This is a genomic window from uncultured Phocaeicola sp. (assembly GCF_948499155.1).
GTDB classification, from domain to species: Bacteria; Bacteroidota; Bacteroidia; order Bacteroidales; family Bacteroidaceae; genus Phocaeicola; species Phocaeicola faecalis.
On the sequence record NZ_CAOOSE010000011.1, the window covers coordinates 45389 to 62267 of the forward strand.

A 16879-nucleotide genomic window follows, 5' to 3' on the forward strand; every position below is an offset into this window, starting at 1 on the left:
TCTTCATTTCTTTCGGGATGGATTCTATATTCGGCAATTTTGGTATCTTCAATAATACTTTCGTTACTCTGCGGTAGATATTTACCGACTTTGAGTGGTTTAAAGAAATAATTAATATGAATACGAAATCTCCTACAGTTACAGTTCTTTCGATGTGTTATAACAAAGCTGATACAATTATGCGTTGTTATGACTCATTGCGCAATCAGACTTGCTATGATTTTGAATGGATCATTGTCAATGACGGAAGTACTGACAATATACTGGAATTACTACCTCTTTTCAAGAACGATTTATTTCCCATTCATTTTATTGATAAAAAAAATGAAGGAATATCACCTACATGGAATCGAGGCGTTCAACATACTAAAGGTAAAGTGATATTCCGTGTAGATCCTGATGATTGGACTTATCCTCAAGCGATAGAAAAGATTGTTCAATACTATCCACTTTTGGAAGATGATAATAAACTTTGCGGGGTGGTGTTTCAGAGTACATTCGAAGATGGAGAGTGCGTAGGTTACCATCCATTCTCAAACAAGATTACCCGTTGCGATTTTTCTACATTTCGTGTAGTGCACCATGCCGTCGGAGATCGGGCAGAGGTCTGTTTGACATCCGTATTTAAAGAGTTTCCATGGCCTAATTATAGTAATGAAAAGTTCTACCCTGAAAGCGTTATGTGGAATAACATTGCTAATAAATATGATGCACTGTATGTAAATGAACCTATTTATATCCGTGAATATGGAGATAACTGTATTTCGGCTAATAATAGTGCCGTCATGCGACAGAATCCTAAAGGCTATATGGATGGAGCTATCAGTCAAATACAAACTATTATGAAGTACCCCCCCCATTCTTTTAAGAGAGCATTGAGATGCAGCAAGATTGCATGCAATTATTTCCGATATGGAATGTATTCTAAAGATATATCATGCATAGGAATGATAAAGAGACTTCCTGCGTATTATCAAAGATTCACATTCCCTGTAGGTGCGTGTATGCATATTCTTGACCGGTATTTCCCCTCACTGATTCATTGGATAGTAACAAAATTATCAGGGAGAAAGAGCATATTAAAGAAAGATAGACAAAAACTGACGAACGAATTAAGATGTTAGATATAAAGTACTCAATAATAACACCTGTATATAATAGAGAGGATTGTATAGCACGATGTGTAGAGAGCGTAATCCAACAAAGTAAAAATATTCATTATGAACATATAATAGTAAATGATGGAAGCTCTGATCACACACTGGATATTATTCAAGACTATTCTCATCGTTATGATCCATATATCCGAGTAATAAACTTCTCTAAAAACCGAGGTGTTAATGCTGCTCGCAATGCAGCCATTCAATCCATGCAGAGAGAATATGGTATCATATTAGATAGTAATGATTATTTTGTAGATACTGCTTTAGCCGATATAAATGAATATCATATAAAATATCCGCAGTATAAGCATTATATGTTCTCGCCCGATGATTGCGTAGATTATTATGGTACCAATAAGCTGCTTGGCAATACTAAGAATGGTCAAATCAAAGAGTTACAATATACCGATTTTCTCTTAAACAAAATATCAGGAGAGTTTATTCATGTAGTACATAAACAAATCCTTCAGATGTATCCGTTCAATGAGTCTTTGCGTATCTATGAAGGCTTATTCTTTTTGAGGTTTTATCGTGAAGAGAAAGTAATGCTCTTCTGCAATAGGGTAGTCACAATTCGTGAACGTAGCAGAGCTGACTCCGTATCGAGAGATTTTCTTAAAACTTCACTTGCTGTAGTTCAACGAAGTCGATTATGTAAGGAATTAAAATTAGAATAATTCGCAGAAAACTTAAAGAAATATGATCCTTCAATGCTTTACAGTTTGTATTTTGAATTACTAGATGACTTATTGAGGTTGTCTGATTATCAATCATATAAAAGTATATGTAAAGAAATAAAAAGAAATGGCTTCAGCTGTCCACGGATTTTTAATGCTATATATTTCTTTCGCATGGGGTATTTGGATTACCTTTCACGAAAGGCATTCTTAGTTATCAAATATAGATTATTAGGAACATCAATAGGATAGTAAAACTTTTGTTTTAGAAATTAGAATTGAGTATGGAAGATAATAAAAAACTAAAAGTAATACATATTTTTTGGGGATTGGCTTTTGGTGGCATTGAGACTATGTTGGTAAATATAGCAAACGAACAATGCGTTGCCGGAGCTGAAGTATATGTTATGATTATTAATAATTGCTATGAACAGTCTCTTATCTCCGCATTAAATCCTAAAATACATCTAATATTGATAAATAGGAAACTGAAATCAACATCACCTTGGTTTGTATTTAAAATCAATAAAGAAATAAGTTTTATTAAACCTGATGTAATACATTTGCATAGAAGTGAAATTAATCGCCTAATTTGGAATAAACGATTAAGTCGTGAAGCGTTTATAACGCTTCACGCCTTACCGACAGGGTCGGTAAGGCGCTGTGGCTTACTACGTCAATTATTGCATAAAATAATGAGGCAACCACAAGTGTATAGCAATGTTATCGATATGGATAATATCAAGCATGTCTATGCCATTAGTAACTTGGTAAAACAAGAATTACAAGAGAAATATGGAATAGAGAGTAAAGTAATATGCAATGGTATCCTAACAAAACGATTTAAGCAACGTACAGCTCAAAAGATGTGTAAACCCTTACGTATCGTAATGGTCAGTCGTTTAGAACATGACAAGAAAGGACAAGACCTTTTGATACAAGCAGCTTCTGAGTTGCGAGGACAAGTTATGGTCGATTTTATTGGTGTAGGCTCTAGCATGGAACTTCTTCAAAAAATGTCACGTGAACTGCAAATGGAGAACTATATTCATTTCTTGGGGAAGCAAACGCAAGATTATGTAGCTGAACATTTAGCTGATTATGATCTTTTTGTTCAACCATCTCGATGGGAAGGATTTGGACTTACTATAGCTGAAGCAATGGCTGCTAATGTACCTGTTTTGGTAAGCGAAGGTCAAGGACCTGCAGAAGTAACATGTGGTAATATGTATGGATGGTTGTTTAAGAATGGAGATGCTTCAGATTTAGCAACCCAAATAAGTTATATTACTACCCACTATGATGAAGCAGTGAAAAAAGCTAGATCAGCACAAGTGTTTGTCAGGGAAACATTCGATGTTAGTGTAACAGCACGAAAGTATCTGACGGAATATAAAAATGTAATTGATAAGCAGAATAATGAAAGTTGATGAATTAATTAACCAGTTGATTTTTGGAAAAATAACTATATCTCAAGCTCTGCAGCTGTCTAGGATAGAATATGTAAAAAAAATAACAGAATAATCTCTTAATTGGATTAATTAATAAAGGTATAGAGGCAAAACATCAACAATAGGATTTTACCATTATGAGCAATAATATTTCCTCTATCCACAACTGTTACGGCTGTGGCGTATGTGCCGCAGCCTGTGCAAAGAAAATCATTGAGATCAAACTCAATGACAAAGGCTTCTATGAACCAAGAATAATAAACACAAACAAGTGTACCAATTGCGGTCTTTGTATGGATGTCTGTGCCTTCAATCATCAGGAACTGGCCAACGACGAGCAGCGCCCTCTCAAGAGTTATGCTGCCTGGAGTAAAGAATATGCGGTGCAGCGCAAGTGCTCTTCGGGCGGCGTGGGCTATGAGCTCGGTCGTACCTTGCTCACTCAAGGCTATCAGGTATGTGGTGTCCGCTACAATCCGGAGGGCAATCGGGCTGAGCACTACATCGCCTCTACCCCCGAAGAACTGATACCTGCTATCGGTAGTAAGTATATCCAAAGCTATACCGTGGACGGATTCCGTGCCATCGATCGCAAGAAGAAGTATTTGGTTACCGGTACGCCTTGCCAGATGGATTCGTTCCGCCGCTACATCCGCAAGTTCAAAGTGGAGGATAATTTCGTGCTGATGGACTTCTTCTGCCACAGCGTTCCCTCCATGCTTGCTTGGAAACAATACCTTCACATTGTAGAGCAGACCGTGGGTAAAGTGAACTATGTGTCGTGGCGCAACAAACGTACAGGATGGCACGATTCATGGGCGATGAGCATAGATGGCGAGAAGACTGCTGACAAGGTGAACTGGCACGATTCTTACAATTTGTTAATAAGGGAAAAAAAAAACTATCTATATTCCAGACTGTCGCAAGGCGACATTTTCTACAACTTGTTCCTTGGCGATTTTTGCTGCAATCGGGCTTGCCAGAAGGAGTGTAAGTACAAATACAACCAATCTAGTGCAGACATCCGTATTGGCGATCTTTGGGGGAAAACATATTCAAAGAATGAAGATGGCGTGAGTGCACTGGTGGCTTTCACCCAGAAAGGTTGTGAGATAGTTCAACAACTCAATTGCCAACTCACGGAACATCCTTTTGAAATAGTGGCTGAAGGTCAGATGAAGCAGAACTGCCATACGGCTCACTTGGCTGCTATTGCTTGGAAATGGTTGCTTAGTGGGAAGTACAAGGATGCAAAAGATTGGAAGCGTTTGATTCTGGCAGAGAAGGTGCTTCAGTTGCCGAAGCGAGTAATAAGAAAAATTAAGTCATATTTATAAGACTGTTTGAAAATGAAAATAGGAATAATAACTTATCATAAAGTATATAACTGTGGCTCTTCGCTTCAAGCTTATGCCACTTTGCAAACATTCAAAAAACTTGGCGTAGATGCAGAGTTGATAAATTTTGTGCCAGATAGATTTAAAAACTATGGTAGTTTTAAACAGACTTATGCTGATAAACGATACTTCGGAAATCCATTGAAAGCTTTCGTTGCTACATTGTTTTCTCTTTATTCCCGGAAGTATCAAAAAACATCGTTTGATAAGTTCAATAAGTATTTAGAGCTGGGTAAAGAACTCTATACAGATGATTTGCCTAAACAGAAGTCTTATGATGCGTATTTTACAGGAAGTGATCAAGTGTGGAACAACCACTTTGGAGGATTTGAAAAAGCATATTTCCTTGATTTCGTTCCAAAGGGCAAACCCTGTTTTGCTTATTCTGCTAGTTTTGGAAAGTCTGAGTTTACTAGTCAAGAAAATGAAGAGCTCAAAAAGCTGTTAACCAAATACAAATATCTATCTATCCGTGAAGATAGTGGCTGCAAACTTGTAAAGCAATTAGGATTTGAAGCCGAGCAATTGCTGGATCCCATTTATACACTGACAAAAGAAGAATGGCAAGCGATTGTACATCAATCTGTTAAAGGTAAATACATCTTGATCTATCAAATTTCCTATAAAAGTAATTGCATAGGATATGCGAAAGAGTTATCACGCCTGAAAGGTGGACTTCCAATTTACTTCATCGAATACGAACGCAAACCTCATCATTCAGGTGTTAACTATGTTTTTACTCCTGAAGTAAATGATTTCTTGGAATTAATTAACGGAGCTGAATATGTAGTAACCGATTCATTTCATGGCACTTCGTTCTCTTTGAAGTTTAATACCAAGTTCTTTGCAATTCTTCCACCAGCTTTCCCCAGCCGCTTAACAAGCATCCTAAATCTACTTAATTTAACAAACAGAGTCATCTCAAATAAAGAAGACTTGGTTAAAGTTTGCGATGCCCCTATTGATTGGAATTATGTGAATGAAAAATTAGGCAAAGAGGCTGAGAAGAATATTCAGTTCTTATCAAAATGTTTGGCATCACTTAAATTAATACTTCGTTAAGTTTGTGCTTAATCCATTAATATTCAGCGAGTCAATTAGCATAGTTTAGAATAAAAAGAATGGTCAAGTGGTTGGTTCTCGGCATTTTTGATGAATAATCACAAACATTAAAGATATGCAGGAAACAGCATTTGACCTATATGAGGAAACCGTAACCGATGCTTTGAAAGAATGTTCAACTAAGTTACGCAAAAAATTCAAAACAGCTTTCATTCAAACGATGATTTTGTTTATGGTAATACCAAGAAAGATAAACTTCACCCAAATGGGACGCTACAGCGATAGTTGCGAGCAACGATTCCGAGCCCTTTTCGGAAAGGGGTTCGATTGGGTGGAGTTCAACACTTCTTTGATGAAACGTGCTTACGGTGAAGGTGGCAGGAAAGCCATAGCCATTGATGCCAGCTATATCTCAAAGGCTGGAAAAAAGACTCCTTATATCGGAAAGTTTTGGTCGGGCTGCGCTTCTGCAATAAAGCGCGGACTGGAAATTCCCGGCATCGGCATTGTGGACGTTGAAGCCCGTGACTGCATCATGCTACGGGCGGAACAGACACCGGACAAGGCCTCACTGGAAAAAATAAGTGAGGGCTACGGATTTGTCGAGTGGTATCTTGACGTGCTACGCAAATGCAAGGATAATTTGAGCAAGATAACCCGATACGTTGTTGCAGATACCTGGCTCTCAAAGGCAACCTTTGTTAATCCACTTGTGGAAATGAACTTCCATTTAATAAGCAGACTTCGAGATGATGCTGCGCTTTGGTATTCCCATGACGGTGTACGCACCGGCAAGAGAGGTCGTCCGAGAGTGAAAGGGGAAAGAATAGACTTTTCCAATCTTGACTATTCTCGGTGCGAAACTCTCGACATAGAGGCAGGCGAAGCTTATGTCATCAAGGCATACTCAAAGGCGATGAAACGCAATATAAAAATCGTAGTGCATTATCCCGATTCGGGAGATCACAAGATTTATTTCTCTACCGATCTTAGTATGTCGGGGAAAGACATTATCGAGTACTACAGAACCAGATTCCAAATTGGATTCTGCTTTCAGGATTTCAAGCAATTTGCAGGGCTATACCATTGCCAGGCACGTGACCTCGCTAAACTTGACTTTGCCTTTAATGCATCACTCGCATCGGTCAACATTGGCAAAATCATGCGAAAGGAATTTTATCCATCGCTATCCATAGGTTTGCTAAAGTCTTATTTGAGCAACATTTACATGTTTAACAGATTTTTAGCAAAGTCAGGTCTGAGACCGAACAAAACTTTAAATGCTAAACTTGTCAAAGAACTCTTTGGTCTTGTGACTAATGCCGCTTAGACCATATCTGATTTTTTAACGGACTATTGAATTAACAAACTACTTGCTTATGCTTTTTATAGCAAAGAGCATATGAAGTTAATACCAGATAATGGATGTTATAAACTCCAAGTTAATGGTCAAGATATAAAGTTTCAAAAAGTGTCTACAGGCGAAAGAGGAATCCTTGGTCTCTGCTATTTCTTCGCTAATATATCAGAAGGATGTGAGGTTGGTCACGAATATGAGTATGAATGCCTTGTTTGCATTGATGATTCTATTTCAAGTTTTGATAAAGAAAATGTTGTTGGTGTGATGTCTCTTTTACGAAAAGAATCTGCTGAGATTTTAAAAAAGAACCCTAAAAGCAAGATTTTGATACTTACGCATGATTTGCAGACTGTATTCAACTTACATAAAATACAAGCAGAATTACTTCAGCATCCTAAACCAATTGTCCAATTAAAGAATTATCAATTAGTAGAAGAATCTATTCAAAACAAAAAAAGCAGAAGTGAATATAAAAGACTTTTAAATCAGATTTATGATTTTATCAATACAGGTGTAGAGTCTACTGATTTATCTATAGGTAATATAATGCGTAAAGTGCTAGAAGCATATGCGACATTTGTTTATTCGAATAGTTTTGAAAGTGCATTTCGAGATGAAGAAGTATTAAACTTGTTGCCTGAGAATAAAAGAGGATTCTACAAAAACTTTATGTATAGATTAATTCTGAATGGAGAAAGTCATTCAGAAGAGCGTATTTATAATTAGATGACTTCATGGAGTTTTATACGATTGAAGAAAAGGGAAGGACAGCCAAAGCTCTTTTAGTTCTACTTTATCATATTAACTACAAACACTTAAAGTCTTACTTAAATTCTGATAAAATGGATACCATAAGAAATTGGTCTGAAGATGCATTTGATATACTATAGTATTTAAACAATAAATCGATAAAAAAATTATGAAACAAAATATCATTCTTGCCGACTGCTGTCCAGAAGAAGTGTCAACCTTCACCAAGGGCTGCATGGAGCAATCAGGCAAACAGTTTGAGACGTTATCATCCATTAGCAATGGTAGCCATAGCACGGCTTGGCGGAACTTAGCTCGCTATGCAGCCTATTTTGTCTATCCATTCAAGGTGTTTCTACATCGCAAGCAATATGGTATCATTTTGGGATGGCAGCAATTCTATGCCATCAACTATGCGCTCTACTGCCGTCTCTTTCATGTGAAGAAAACAAATACCTTGGTTGCAGTGAACTTCACCTATAAGCGGAAAGCTGGACTCATTGGAAAGCTGTATCATAACTACATGAAGTATGCCTGTAACAATCAATATTTGGACTATCTTCATATACCATCTTTAAACTATGTTAATATTTGCACAAAAGATTTAGGTGTTGCTGCAGAGAAGTTTATCGTTACGGGGTTTGGTGTGCCTGACACTTTCAACGAGATGAAAGACCACAAAGCTCCTATACAGGATTTCTCATTGTCGATAGGTCGGTCCAATAGAGACTTTGATTTCTTGGTAAAAGTATGGAACCAGCCTTGCCTAAAGAATAGTCGATTGGTGATAGCTAGTGATACATGGAAGCCGGCAGGTGCTTTGCCTAGTAATGTCATTCACAGAGATGATATCAAATATGATGATTCGTTTGCTTGGTTCAATTCTTGCAATCTGTGCATTACTCCCATTGAGGATAGCAATATCTGTTCTGGAGACACCGTATTGCTGACGGGCATGATGTTCAGCAAACCTTCGATAGTGACTGCTCCCAGCACATTGGCTGAAATGTATGTCCGTAATCAGGAGAATGGCCTCTGCATACCTAAAAATGTAGAGAAAGCTGCGCTGATGATTGCTGAACTATTAGCAAATAAAGAACAAATGGCTGAACTTGGAGCGAAAGCACGAAAGAGCTATTTGGATAGTTTCTCGCGCAAAAGTATGGGAAAAGCTTTAATAAAGGCAATGAAAATATAATAAGTCTCATTCAATGAATTTTAAGATTATGCAAACACTTTATACTTTTGACAAGTCGAAAACAACATTGATGAAGGCAGTGTTGCCATTCATTATTATTATCCACCACTTATCCAATCATTTCTTGGATACAGCTTGGATTCACCCATTTTATTACGCAGGAATATCTGTAGTAATTCTTTTTTTCTTTATATCAGGTTATGGTATCATTGCCTCTTATTTGAAGAATCCGCATTATTTTGACGGCTTTTTCAAGAAGCGTTTCTTGAAAGTATTGCTTCCTTATCTGTTCATATTAGCCCTTTGGGTAGCATTCAATCCGCTATAGTTAGGACAGTCGGCTATATCCGTATTCACAAATAACGACATAGGTCATTTCCTGCCCCATAGTTGGTTCGTAATCGTGTTGCTCTCGATATATATACATATAATAATTAAAATACGGGCTTCTATCGCAGCAAGAGCGAGTCAGGTTTTACTGGGTATTCTAGTATGGTATTCCGTCGGGCTAAGTCTTGAACTGGGTAGATAAGTAATTTGTAAAAATTAAATCATACTAAGCCGCATGGACAAAATTGATAACGAGTTCATCTCCAACTGCCGCCAGTGCTCTGTTTGTAGCATGGAACAGAGAGTCTGCGGATACATAGTCCGCAGGTCTGAGCCATTTGCCTTTGAGTATACGCCACAACGTTTCGGCGATGTTGAGATGTGGGCTGTATGGCGGCAGGAAGAAAAGGAACAGTCCGCGTTTCTCCCATATAGGCCTGAGTTCAGCGATGAGTTTTCCACGGTGAACACAGGCATTGTCAAGGACAACAAAAGTGTCTTTCTTAATACGGAAGGAAAGTCTGTCGAGAAAGTCCGCAACCTTGTCCGCGGTAATGCTCTCTTGAGTGGAAAACCCTTCATAGCGGTTGTTCTGGTCAATCATTCCGAAGATATTGAGCCGATGCGCCCTTTGGGAAGGGATGAAGACATCTTCATCGCGGAATTGCCAGCCGTAAGGCATGTATCCTTCGGTACAGACATGGCTTTCGTCAGCAAAGTAAAGGTCTATGAGTCCTTCTTCTGCCTTTGTTTCGAGTTCTTGCAGTTCTCGGTCTTGTACACATAGAGCTGCGGCGAGGGTTTGCCCTTAGGACGCTTCCTTATACGTCTATATCTCGCGCCAATGCGGATAAAAAAGCCCTGAATGTACTCTCGCTCGCTTCCTTGCCAGAGACCTGCTGCCAGGCTTCCTTGGCTTTCTTCACGCTCTGCCTGTCTTGTTCGATAGCCTTGCGAACCGCTTCTTCGTCCGAGCAGTCCATTATAGGCTTACGACCACGTCCGGAACGTGTACCTAAACCTGTGATGCCTTCTGCCTCGAAGCGTTTCACCCAAGCATTCACCGATATATGTGTCATTTCCGTTTGCGCCCCAACATCTTTTGATTTCACACCTTGTGATTTTAGAAGAATTGCGCGGAAACGCATACGGTACGCATGGCTGTGGCCGGTACGGAAACCTTTCTCTAATTGCAGACGTTGCTCGTCTGTCAATTGGATAACTTTGATCTTTGCGATAACTATATGTATTTATGAGTTTATATAAAGCTATGCAAAATTTTCGATATAAACTAATTTTCAACATCTACTTATTGGTATGCATCATCGCCTGCTTTTGCATTGGGCATGCTTTACCGCATCCAAGAACAGCCTATCATGAAGTTCTTCGAGTCAAAGATAAACTGGAGTGTGATGCTGCCTTTAGCTGTAGGTGGATATGGGACACTCAATGCAATGTTGTTCAAGGACATCAATTCACTACTCATCACTTCTATTTCTGTGGCGGTGATGATGCGGTTGCGACCTATCCCATCAAATAAGATAGTCAACTTTTTCAGCAACATATCTTTTGAGATGTATTTGGCTCAAGGTATTCCTTTGGCTTTCTTCAAGCCTTGGATGGGTGAATGGAGGGCTACTTGTTCATTAATGGCAGTGCTGGCGATGGATATTGTGATTGCATTTGTGAGTCATATAGTAATTAAACGAATATTCTCATTCAAATTATTGAAATAAAAGTTTTTCCAGTATAATGAAGATAGTTTTAGCCAACAAGTTTTACTACCGACGGGGTGGCGACTGCATCTATATGCTCAATCTAGAGCAGTTGTTGAAGGAGCAGAGGCACGAGGTGGCAGTGTTTGCCATGGACTTTCCGGAAAATCTGGACACGCCCTGGAAAAAGTATTTCCCCAAGGAGGTGAAGTTCAAGCCGGGGCCGGGGATGATTGAGGCGTTCATGCGCCCCTTCGGCACAGCGGAAGTGAAGAAGAAGTTTACCGCGCTGCTCGATGACTTTCAGCCGGATGTGGTACACCTCAACAACATCCACTCACAGCTGTCACCCGTGATAGCTGAAATAGCTCACACACGCGGTATCCGTGTAGTGTGGACGCTGCACGATTATAAACTTCTATGTCCTCGCTATGATTGCTTGCGCAATGGGGATGAGGTGTGTGAGGCATGCTTTACGGACAAGCACAAGGTGCTGGAGTATAAGTGTATGAAAAACTCAAAGCTGGCGAGCTTTCTTTCTTATCGAGAAGCGAAGAAATGGACTCGTGAGCGACTGGAGGCCTGCACGGATGTGTTTATCGGCCCCAGCCGGTTTATGTACAACAAGATGGTTCAAGGGGGATTCAGTCCTGTCAAGCAACGTTCACTGTGCAACTTTATCGATGCTGCAAAATGTAAGCGTTCTGACTATACCGAACGTGAGGATTACTACTGCTTTATCGGTCGTCTTTCGCCTGAGAAGGGTGCTAAAACGCTTATCGAGGCTGCCAATCGGTTGCCTAACCACCGATTGGTGGTGATTGGCGGTGGTCCGCTAGAAGATGAACTGAAGGCGATGGCAGGCAAGCACATCGAGTTTGTGGGCTTCAAGCAGTGGGACGAGATTAAGGAATTGGCAGGAAAGGCTCGCTTTTCGGTCATTCCCTCGGAGTGGTATGAGAACAATCCTCTGTCAGTCATCGAAGCAGAATGCTTCGGCACACCCATACTCGGTGCTCGCATCGGTGGTATCACTGAACTTATCAATGAAGCTACAGGCATGACCTTCGAAAGCCGCAACGCAGCTGATCTACAAAATAAGATTGAGGCGATGTTCAATCATGAATTTGATTATAATATTATTGCTGCTGCTGCGCAGAAACGCTACGATGCTTCAAAATACTACAATGAAATCATGAAAATTTATCAATCAAAGATATGAAAAAAAATAAGATATGGATACTAATAACATTCCTTGTCCGACAGACGCAAGTATTATCTTGACTTACCGCTGTCCTATGCGCTGCGTGATGTGTAACATCTGGAAGAATCCTACCGACAAGAAGGAGGAGATTAAAGCCGCTGATTTGAAAAGTCTTCCCAAGTTGAAGTTTATCAACCTCACCGGAGGAGAACCCTTCATCCGTGAAGATTTGGCCGAGATTGTGGAGGAGTGCTACAAGCACACCGACCGTATCGTAATCTCTACCTCGGGCTGGTTCCAAGACCGCGTGATAGCACTGGCGAAGAAATTTCCCAACATCGGTATCCGCATCTCCATCGAGGGACTGGCCGAGAAGAATGACGAGTTGCGTGGCCGTCAGGGTACCTTCGACAAGGCTATCCACACGCTGAAGACACTACAGGAAATGGGCTTGAAGGATATCGGTTTCGGTTGCACCGTGAGCAACTACAACTCGGGCGATATGCTGAAGCTTTATCAGCTCTCACTGTCAATGGGCTTGGAGTTTGCTACGGCGGCTTTCCACAACTCTTATTATTTCCACAAGGGTGATAACGTTATTACCAATCATGACGAGGTGTGCGGCAACTTTAAGCAGCTCATTGAGTGGCAGCTGAAGGAGAAGAGCCCCAAGAGCTGGTTCCGCGCCTGGTTTAACATGGGTTTGATTAACTATATCGAGGGCCGCAAGCGTATGTTGCCTTGTGAAGCCGGATTGGCCAACTTCTTTATCGACCCATGGGGCGAGGTGATGCCTTGCAACGGTCTTGAGACTCGCATGGATGGCAAGAAGGAGAAGCTGGATGGTGATGATGAGACGGTGGCGGAGTACAATGAGAAGTTGGCTGCCGATCCTGCTAATGTATCGAACGACAAACTGAAGCCTGCGGGTAGTGATACGCCGAAGACTTGGAGTATGGGTAACATCCATGAGGCTGACTTCATGACTATTTGGAACAGCGATCAGGCTGTTATGGTGCGTGAGAAAGTCCGCAAGTGCCCGAAGAATTGCTGGATGGTGGGTACAGCGAGTCCTGTGATGCACAAGTACATCAAGTATCCGCTCATGTGGGCTGCGAAGAATAAGCTCCGCTCTGTCATGGGCAAGGAGGCTTGTCTGGACTTCAAGTATTGTTCTGTAGGTCAGGATCCGGAGCAGGGCGATTTGAATTTTGATAGATAATCATCGGATTACACCGATTTAATTCAGGGGCATGGATTAATAGGATTAGAAGGATTATTTTTCAGGAGATGCTTTCAATGAAGTTGAATCCTGTGAATCCATGACTATAAGAAACATAGTATGACAACATTTACCCCCCCCAACAGCTAAATGCTGTTAAGAATCAGAGAATTGTATCCTTGGATATTGCAAAGGCTATTTGCATCATACTCGTAGTGATAGGACATTATGTACCGGATAATTCTCCGGATTGGTATGTGAGGGTTCATGATGTGATTTATTCGTTTCATATGCCGCTGTTTATGTTTGCCAGCGGATATGTGTATATCGCTACCAAGAAGGAGGTGCCTTATGGAGAGTTTCTCTTGAAGAAAGTGAAGCGACTGATGGTTCCTTACTTCGCTACTTCCGCTTTAGTGATCAGTATCAAACTAGCTACGCAAGGCGGGATGAGTGTGGACAATCCGGTAACAGTTCTATCTTTTGTGAAGATGTTCTATCAACCCGAGGCGGGATATTTTCTTTGGTTTATATGGGCATTGTGGTGGATGTTTGTATTAGTCCCTTTTTTTAAGACGAAGCAAAGTAGAATCTTGTTGTTTGCTATGGGCGTACTGCTTCACTTTCTTCCGTCAGGATTAACGAAGATGTTCTGTATGCATGAGTTTTCAGTGATGCTCGTTTGGTTTATGCTGGGCGTAATGGCGTTTGAGACAGAATGGTTACATCGGTTTTTGCAGCCGTTTAGTTACACAAAATTGGGGATAGCCAGTCTTTGCTTTGTGGCAGGTGAATGTATGTATATGATGAAATGCACAGCTATCCCATACTTTAGTCTCATCCTTTCAGCCATTGGTATCTGGTTTGTCATCGAGATGTCTAAATGCATTTGCAAAGGATGGACAGAAGTAAAGAAAGGCCATTGGCTGATGGCGGTATCGGCATCGAGTTATATCATCTATTTGTTTCACACTACGTTTGAAGGATTTATCAAGGCGATTGTTCGCAAATTGCCGATGGATACGGATGTGTGGTACATATTTGCGCCTTCGGTAATTGTTGTGGTTGCAGCAGGTGTTGTTGTACCCATCGTATTGCATCGGTACGTTTTAAATCGATTTAAATTGACCCGAATGCTGTTCGGGCTGTAATTCATCATAATTTATGAAACTTGTAGTTACCGGCACCCGTGGTATTCCGAATATCATGGGGGGCGTAGAGACGCATTGCGAGGAGCTGTTTCCTCGCATTGCCGCTAAAGGGGTGGACACAACCGTCATCCGCCGAAAGAGTTATGTGCACGATACGCTCACGGAATGGAAGGGCGTGAAACTCGTGGACATTGATACGCCAAAGAAGAAGTCGTTTGAGGCGATCATACATACTTTTCGTGCAATCAACAAGGCGAAGAAGTTTGGGGCGGATGTGCTGCATGTGCATGCCATCGGTCCTGCGCTGCTTGTGCCTTATGCGAAGATGCTAGGCATGAAGGTAGTGTTCACACATCATGGTCCTGACTATGACCGCAACAAGTGGGGCTTCGCAGCCAAAACCGTATTGAAGTTGGGTGAGCGCATGGGATGCATGTTTGCGGATGACGTGATTGTAATCTCGCATGTAATCAAGGACTTGATAGCGAGGAAGTATAACCGTACGAAGCGGGTGCATCTGATTTATAATGGAGTGCCGCAGCCTGACATCTGCGAGTACCATGAATATTTTAAGGACTTAGGCATTGAGAAGGGAAAGTATATCTTGGGTATGTGTAGATTTGTGCCTGAGAAGAACTTGCATCATCTAGTGGAGGCTTTCACGAAGATCAATCATGGAGATGTGAAGTTGGTATTGGCTGGCGACACGGACTTTGAGGATAGTTATTCACTTGACTTGAAGAAGGTGGCTCGTGAGGCTGGTGTGGTGCTGACTGGATTTGTAAAAGGTCAGAAGCTCCATTCGCTGCTCACAAATGCCCGATGTTATTGCTTGCCATCATCACATGAGGGGTTACCCATATCATTGCTAGAGGCAATGAGTTATGACCTACCTGTTGTGGTGAGTGATATTCCTGCCAATCTCGAAGTAAGACTAGACAAGGAGTGTTATTTCCCTTGCGGTGATGTAGATGCACTAGCTGCGCGCATACAGAAGCTTGTAGATGCAGAGTATCATCATGAGAAGTATGACATGAGCCAGTATGACTGGGATATAATTGCGAATCAAGTGATAACGATATATCAAGAATTTGTTCATTAAATAGTTAATCGAACCGTTAAACATAAAACCGAACCAACTTTATTCTAATGTAAGCAAACACTTGGTAGCAGAGGTCAATTCTCAATGCAAGTTTATACTCTGCTGGGCGAATGTACATTATAACGGTGGCCGCGCCATTCATTATTCCGCCATATTGTTTGTATATCCATCCGGAATTTCTACCTTTGTTGTTGTAATGTTTGCTTAAAAGCAGAATGTCATGAGCAGATACATCAACCCCTTTACCGATTTCGGTTTCAAAAAACTGTTCGGCACAGAGATAAACAAAGACCTTTTGATTGATTTCCTGAATACGATATTGCCCGAAGAGTCCCGTATCACGACGCTGACTTTTCTCACCACCGAGCAGTTGGGGGAAGGAGCGTTCGACCGCAAGGCCGTCTTCGATGTGTATTGCGAGAACGAGCGCGGCGAGAAGTTCATCGTGGAGATGCAGAAAGCCGAACAGGATTATTTCAAGGACAGGAGCATATTCTATTCCACCTTTCCGATACGCGAGCAGGCCAAACGCGGAAACGACTGGGATTTTGAATTGAAGGCCATCTATACGATAGGCTTGCTCGACTTCGTATTCGACAAGTCCCCTTTGAACGATGACTTGCTGCATCACGAGGTGGTGCTGTATGACAAGAACACGCAAAGCGTTTTTTACCATAAGCTGACCTATATCTATCTGGAGCTGCTTAAGTTCCATAAAACGGAGGCCGAACTGGAGACGAACTTCGACAAATGGCTGTTCCTGCTTTGTCACATGGAGGTGTTGGATGGTTGCCCTACCAAGCTTCAGAGCAAGATTTTCGAGAAAGCTTTTGCCACGGCTGAGATAGCCCATTATTCCGAAGCGGAGCAGCGCTATGAAGAAAGCCTTAAAGTGTACCGCGACTTAATAAATGGGTGAGAACGGCCGAGCGCAAAGGCATGGAGAGGGGCATGAAGAAAGGAATATTGGACGCAGCGGAGAATCTTCTCCGTTTGGGCGTGTCTCCCGATATTGTGTCGGAGGCGACCGGATTGTCAATGGATGCCTTGAACGAGATAAAATTACAGTTGGAGAAATCGTAAGGATTCAGATTTTA

18 protein-coding genes are annotated in these 16879 nt (G+C 41.1%); 16 read left to right on the forward strand and 2 right to left on the reverse strand.

The genetic code is table 11. The annotated features are described in order from the left end of the window. Positions 1-116: 116 nt before the first annotated feature. From QYT14_RS09905 to QYT14_RS09945, 9 genes are all read left to right on the forward strand, one after another. Positions 117-1124, forward strand: coding sequence for a glycosyltransferase family A protein (locus tag QYT14_RS09905; RefSeq protein WP_288325331.1), 1008 nt, complete (start codon positions 117-119; stop codon positions 1122-1124). Next, complete coding sequence (locus tag QYT14_RS09910) at positions 1118-1840, forward strand: glycosyltransferase (protein WP_288325332.1); 723 nt, start codon at positions 1118-1120, stop codon at positions 1838-1840. The genes QYT14_RS09905 and QYT14_RS09910 overlap by 7 nt, the downstream gene beginning before the upstream one ends. Positions 1841-2124: 284 nt before the next feature. Continuing rightward, positions 2125-3270: a glycosyltransferase family 4 protein gene (locus QYT14_RS09915; RefSeq protein WP_288325333.1), complete on the forward strand. Its 1146-nt coding sequence runs from the start codon at positions 2125-2127 to the stop codon at positions 3268-3270. Positions 3271-3428: 158 nt separating this feature from the next. Further along, on the forward strand, positions 3429-4628 hold the full coding sequence (locus QYT14_RS09920) for a Coenzyme F420 hydrogenase/dehydrogenase, beta subunit C-terminal domain (RefSeq protein WP_288325334.1): 1200 nt from the start codon (positions 3429-3431) through the stop codon (positions 4626-4628). 12 nt (positions 4629-4640) lie between these two features. Next, on the forward strand, positions 4641-5750 hold the full coding sequence (locus tag QYT14_RS09925) for a polysaccharide pyruvyl transferase family protein (RefSeq protein ID WP_288325335.1): 1110 nt from the start codon (positions 4641-4643) through the stop codon (positions 5748-5750). Positions 5751-5865: 115 nt separating this feature from the next. Further along, complete coding sequence (locus tag QYT14_RS09930; RefSeq protein ID WP_288325336.1) at positions 5866-7080, forward strand: transposase; 1215 nt, start codon at positions 5866-5868, stop codon at positions 7078-7080. A gap of 30 nt (positions 7081-7110) precedes the next feature. Further along, positions 7111-7836, forward strand: a complete 726-nt coding sequence (locus tag QYT14_RS09935) for an AAA family ATPase (protein ID WP_288325380.1) — start codon at positions 7111-7113, stop codon at positions 7834-7836. Between the two features lie 193 nt (positions 7837-8029). Beyond that, positions 8030-9058 carry a glycosyltransferase gene (locus QYT14_RS09940; RefSeq protein ID WP_288325337.1) on the forward strand — a complete coding sequence of 343 codons (1029 nt, stop codon included), beginning with the start codon at positions 8030-8032 and terminating at the stop codon, positions 9056-9058. 13 nt (positions 9059-9071) lie between these two features. Further along, positions 9072-9386, forward strand: coding sequence for an acyltransferase family protein (locus QYT14_RS09945; protein WP_288325338.1), 315 nt, complete (start codon positions 9072-9074; stop codon positions 9384-9386). Positions 9387-9614: 228 nt separating this feature from the next. Here the strand turns inward: QYT14_RS09945 and QYT14_RS09950 are convergent, their stop codons facing one another. Together QYT14_RS09950 and QYT14_RS09955 are read right to left on the reverse strand one after the other, a co-directional pair. Continuing rightward, complete coding sequence (locus QYT14_RS09950) at positions 9615-10070, reverse strand: transposase (protein WP_288325339.1); 456 nt, start codon at positions 10068-10070, stop codon at positions 9615-9617. Between the two features lie 139 nt (positions 10071-10209). Continuing rightward, positions 10210-10602, reverse strand: a complete 393-nt coding sequence (locus tag QYT14_RS09955) for a helix-turn-helix domain-containing protein (protein ID WP_288325340.1) — start codon at positions 10600-10602, stop codon at positions 10210-10212. Positions 10603-10734: 132 nt separating this feature from the next. Here QYT14_RS09955 and QYT14_RS09960 point away from each other — a divergent pair, with 132 nt between their 5' ends. The 7 genes from QYT14_RS09960 (at position 10735) to QYT14_RS09990 (ending at position 16865) form a co-directional block, all read left to right on the forward strand. Further along, positions 10735-11124 carry a hypothetical protein gene (locus QYT14_RS09960; protein WP_288325341.1) on the forward strand — a complete coding sequence of 130 codons (390 nt, stop codon included), beginning with the start codon at positions 10735-10737 and terminating at the stop codon, positions 11122-11124. Positions 11125-11140: 16 nt separating this feature from the next. Continuing rightward, complete coding sequence (locus QYT14_RS09965; protein WP_288325342.1) at positions 11141-12325, forward strand: glycosyltransferase; 1185 nt, start codon at positions 11141-11143, stop codon at positions 12323-12325. A 13-nt stretch (positions 12326-12338) separates the two neighbouring features. Next, complete coding sequence (locus tag QYT14_RS09970; RefSeq protein ID WP_288325343.1) at positions 12339-13529, forward strand: radical SAM protein; 1191 nt, start codon at positions 12339-12341, stop codon at positions 13527-13529. Positions 13530-13708: 179 nt separating this feature from the next. Continuing rightward, entirely contained in the window at positions 13709-14680 is a 972-nt protein-coding gene (locus QYT14_RS09975) for an acyltransferase family protein (protein WP_288325344.1), read from the forward strand. A gap of 13 nt (positions 14681-14693) precedes the next feature. Continuing rightward, complete coding sequence (locus QYT14_RS09980) at positions 14694-15782, forward strand: glycosyltransferase family 4 protein (protein ID WP_288325345.1); 1089 nt, start codon at positions 14694-14696, stop codon at positions 15780-15782. A 220-nt stretch (positions 15783-16002) separates the two neighbouring features. Beyond that, complete coding sequence (locus tag QYT14_RS09985) at positions 16003-16701, forward strand: Rpn family recombination-promoting nuclease/putative transposase (RefSeq protein ID WP_288325346.1); 699 nt, start codon at positions 16003-16005, stop codon at positions 16699-16701. A gap of 32 nt (positions 16702-16733) precedes the next feature. Continuing rightward, a complete protein-coding gene (locus QYT14_RS09990; RefSeq protein WP_288325347.1) occupies positions 16734-16865 on the forward strand; it encodes a hypothetical protein in 132 nt (43 codons plus the stop codon). The last annotated feature ends 14 nt before the right edge of the window (positions 16866-16879 follow it).

Excerpts from the sequence above, each read along its gene's own strand:
- QYT14_RS09905 (WP_288325331.1), top strand. The coding sequence starts at position 117 with ATGAATACGAAATCTCCTACAGTTACAGTTCTTTCGATGTGTTATAAC.
- QYT14_RS09910 (WP_288325332.1), top strand. The coding sequence starts at position 1,118 with ATGTTAGATATAAAGTACTCAATAATAACACCTGTATATAATAGAGAG.
- QYT14_RS09915 (WP_288325333.1), top strand. The coding sequence starts at position 2,125 with ATGGAAGATAATAAAAAACTAAAAGTAATACATATTTTTTGGGGATTG.
- QYT14_RS09920 (WP_288325334.1), top strand. The coding sequence starts at position 3,429 with ATGAGCAATAATATTTCCTCTATCCACAACTGTTACGGCTGTGGCGTA.
- QYT14_RS09925 (WP_288325335.1), top strand. The coding sequence starts at position 4,641 with ATGAAAATAGGAATAATAACTTATCATAAAGTATATAACTGTGGCTCT.
- QYT14_RS09930 (WP_288325336.1), top strand. The coding sequence starts at position 5,866 with ATGCAGGAAACAGCATTTGACCTATATGAGGAAACCGTAACCGATGCT.
- QYT14_RS09940 (WP_288325337.1), top strand. The coding sequence starts at position 8,030 with ATGAAACAAAATATCATTCTTGCCGACTGCTGTCCAGAAGAAGTGTCA.
- QYT14_RS09945 (WP_288325338.1), top strand. The coding sequence starts at position 9,072 with ATGAATTTTAAGATTATGCAAACACTTTATACTTTTGACAAGTCGAAA.
- QYT14_RS09950 (WP_288325339.1), bottom strand. The coding sequence starts at position 10,070 with ATGCCTTACGGCTGGCAATTCCGCGATGAAGATGTCTTCATCCCTTCC.
- QYT14_RS09960 (WP_288325341.1), top strand. The coding sequence starts at position 10,735 with ATGCTTTACCGCATCCAAGAACAGCCTATCATGAAGTTCTTCGAGTCA.
- QYT14_RS09965 (WP_288325342.1), top strand. The coding sequence starts at position 11,141 with ATGAAGATAGTTTTAGCCAACAAGTTTTACTACCGACGGGGTGGCGAC.
- QYT14_RS09970 (WP_288325343.1), top strand. The coding sequence starts at position 12,339 with ATGGATACTAATAACATTCCTTGTCCGACAGACGCAAGTATTATCTTG.
- QYT14_RS09980 (WP_288325345.1), top strand. The coding sequence starts at position 14,694 with ATGAAACTTGTAGTTACCGGCACCCGTGGTATTCCGAATATCATGGGG.
- QYT14_RS09985 (WP_288325346.1), top strand. The coding sequence starts at position 16,003 with ATGAGCAGATACATCAACCCCTTTACCGATTTCGGTTTCAAAAAACTG.
- QYT14_RS09990 (WP_288325347.1), top strand. The coding sequence starts at position 16,734 with ATGAAGAAAGGAATATTGGACGCAGCGGAGAATCTTCTCCGTTTGGGC.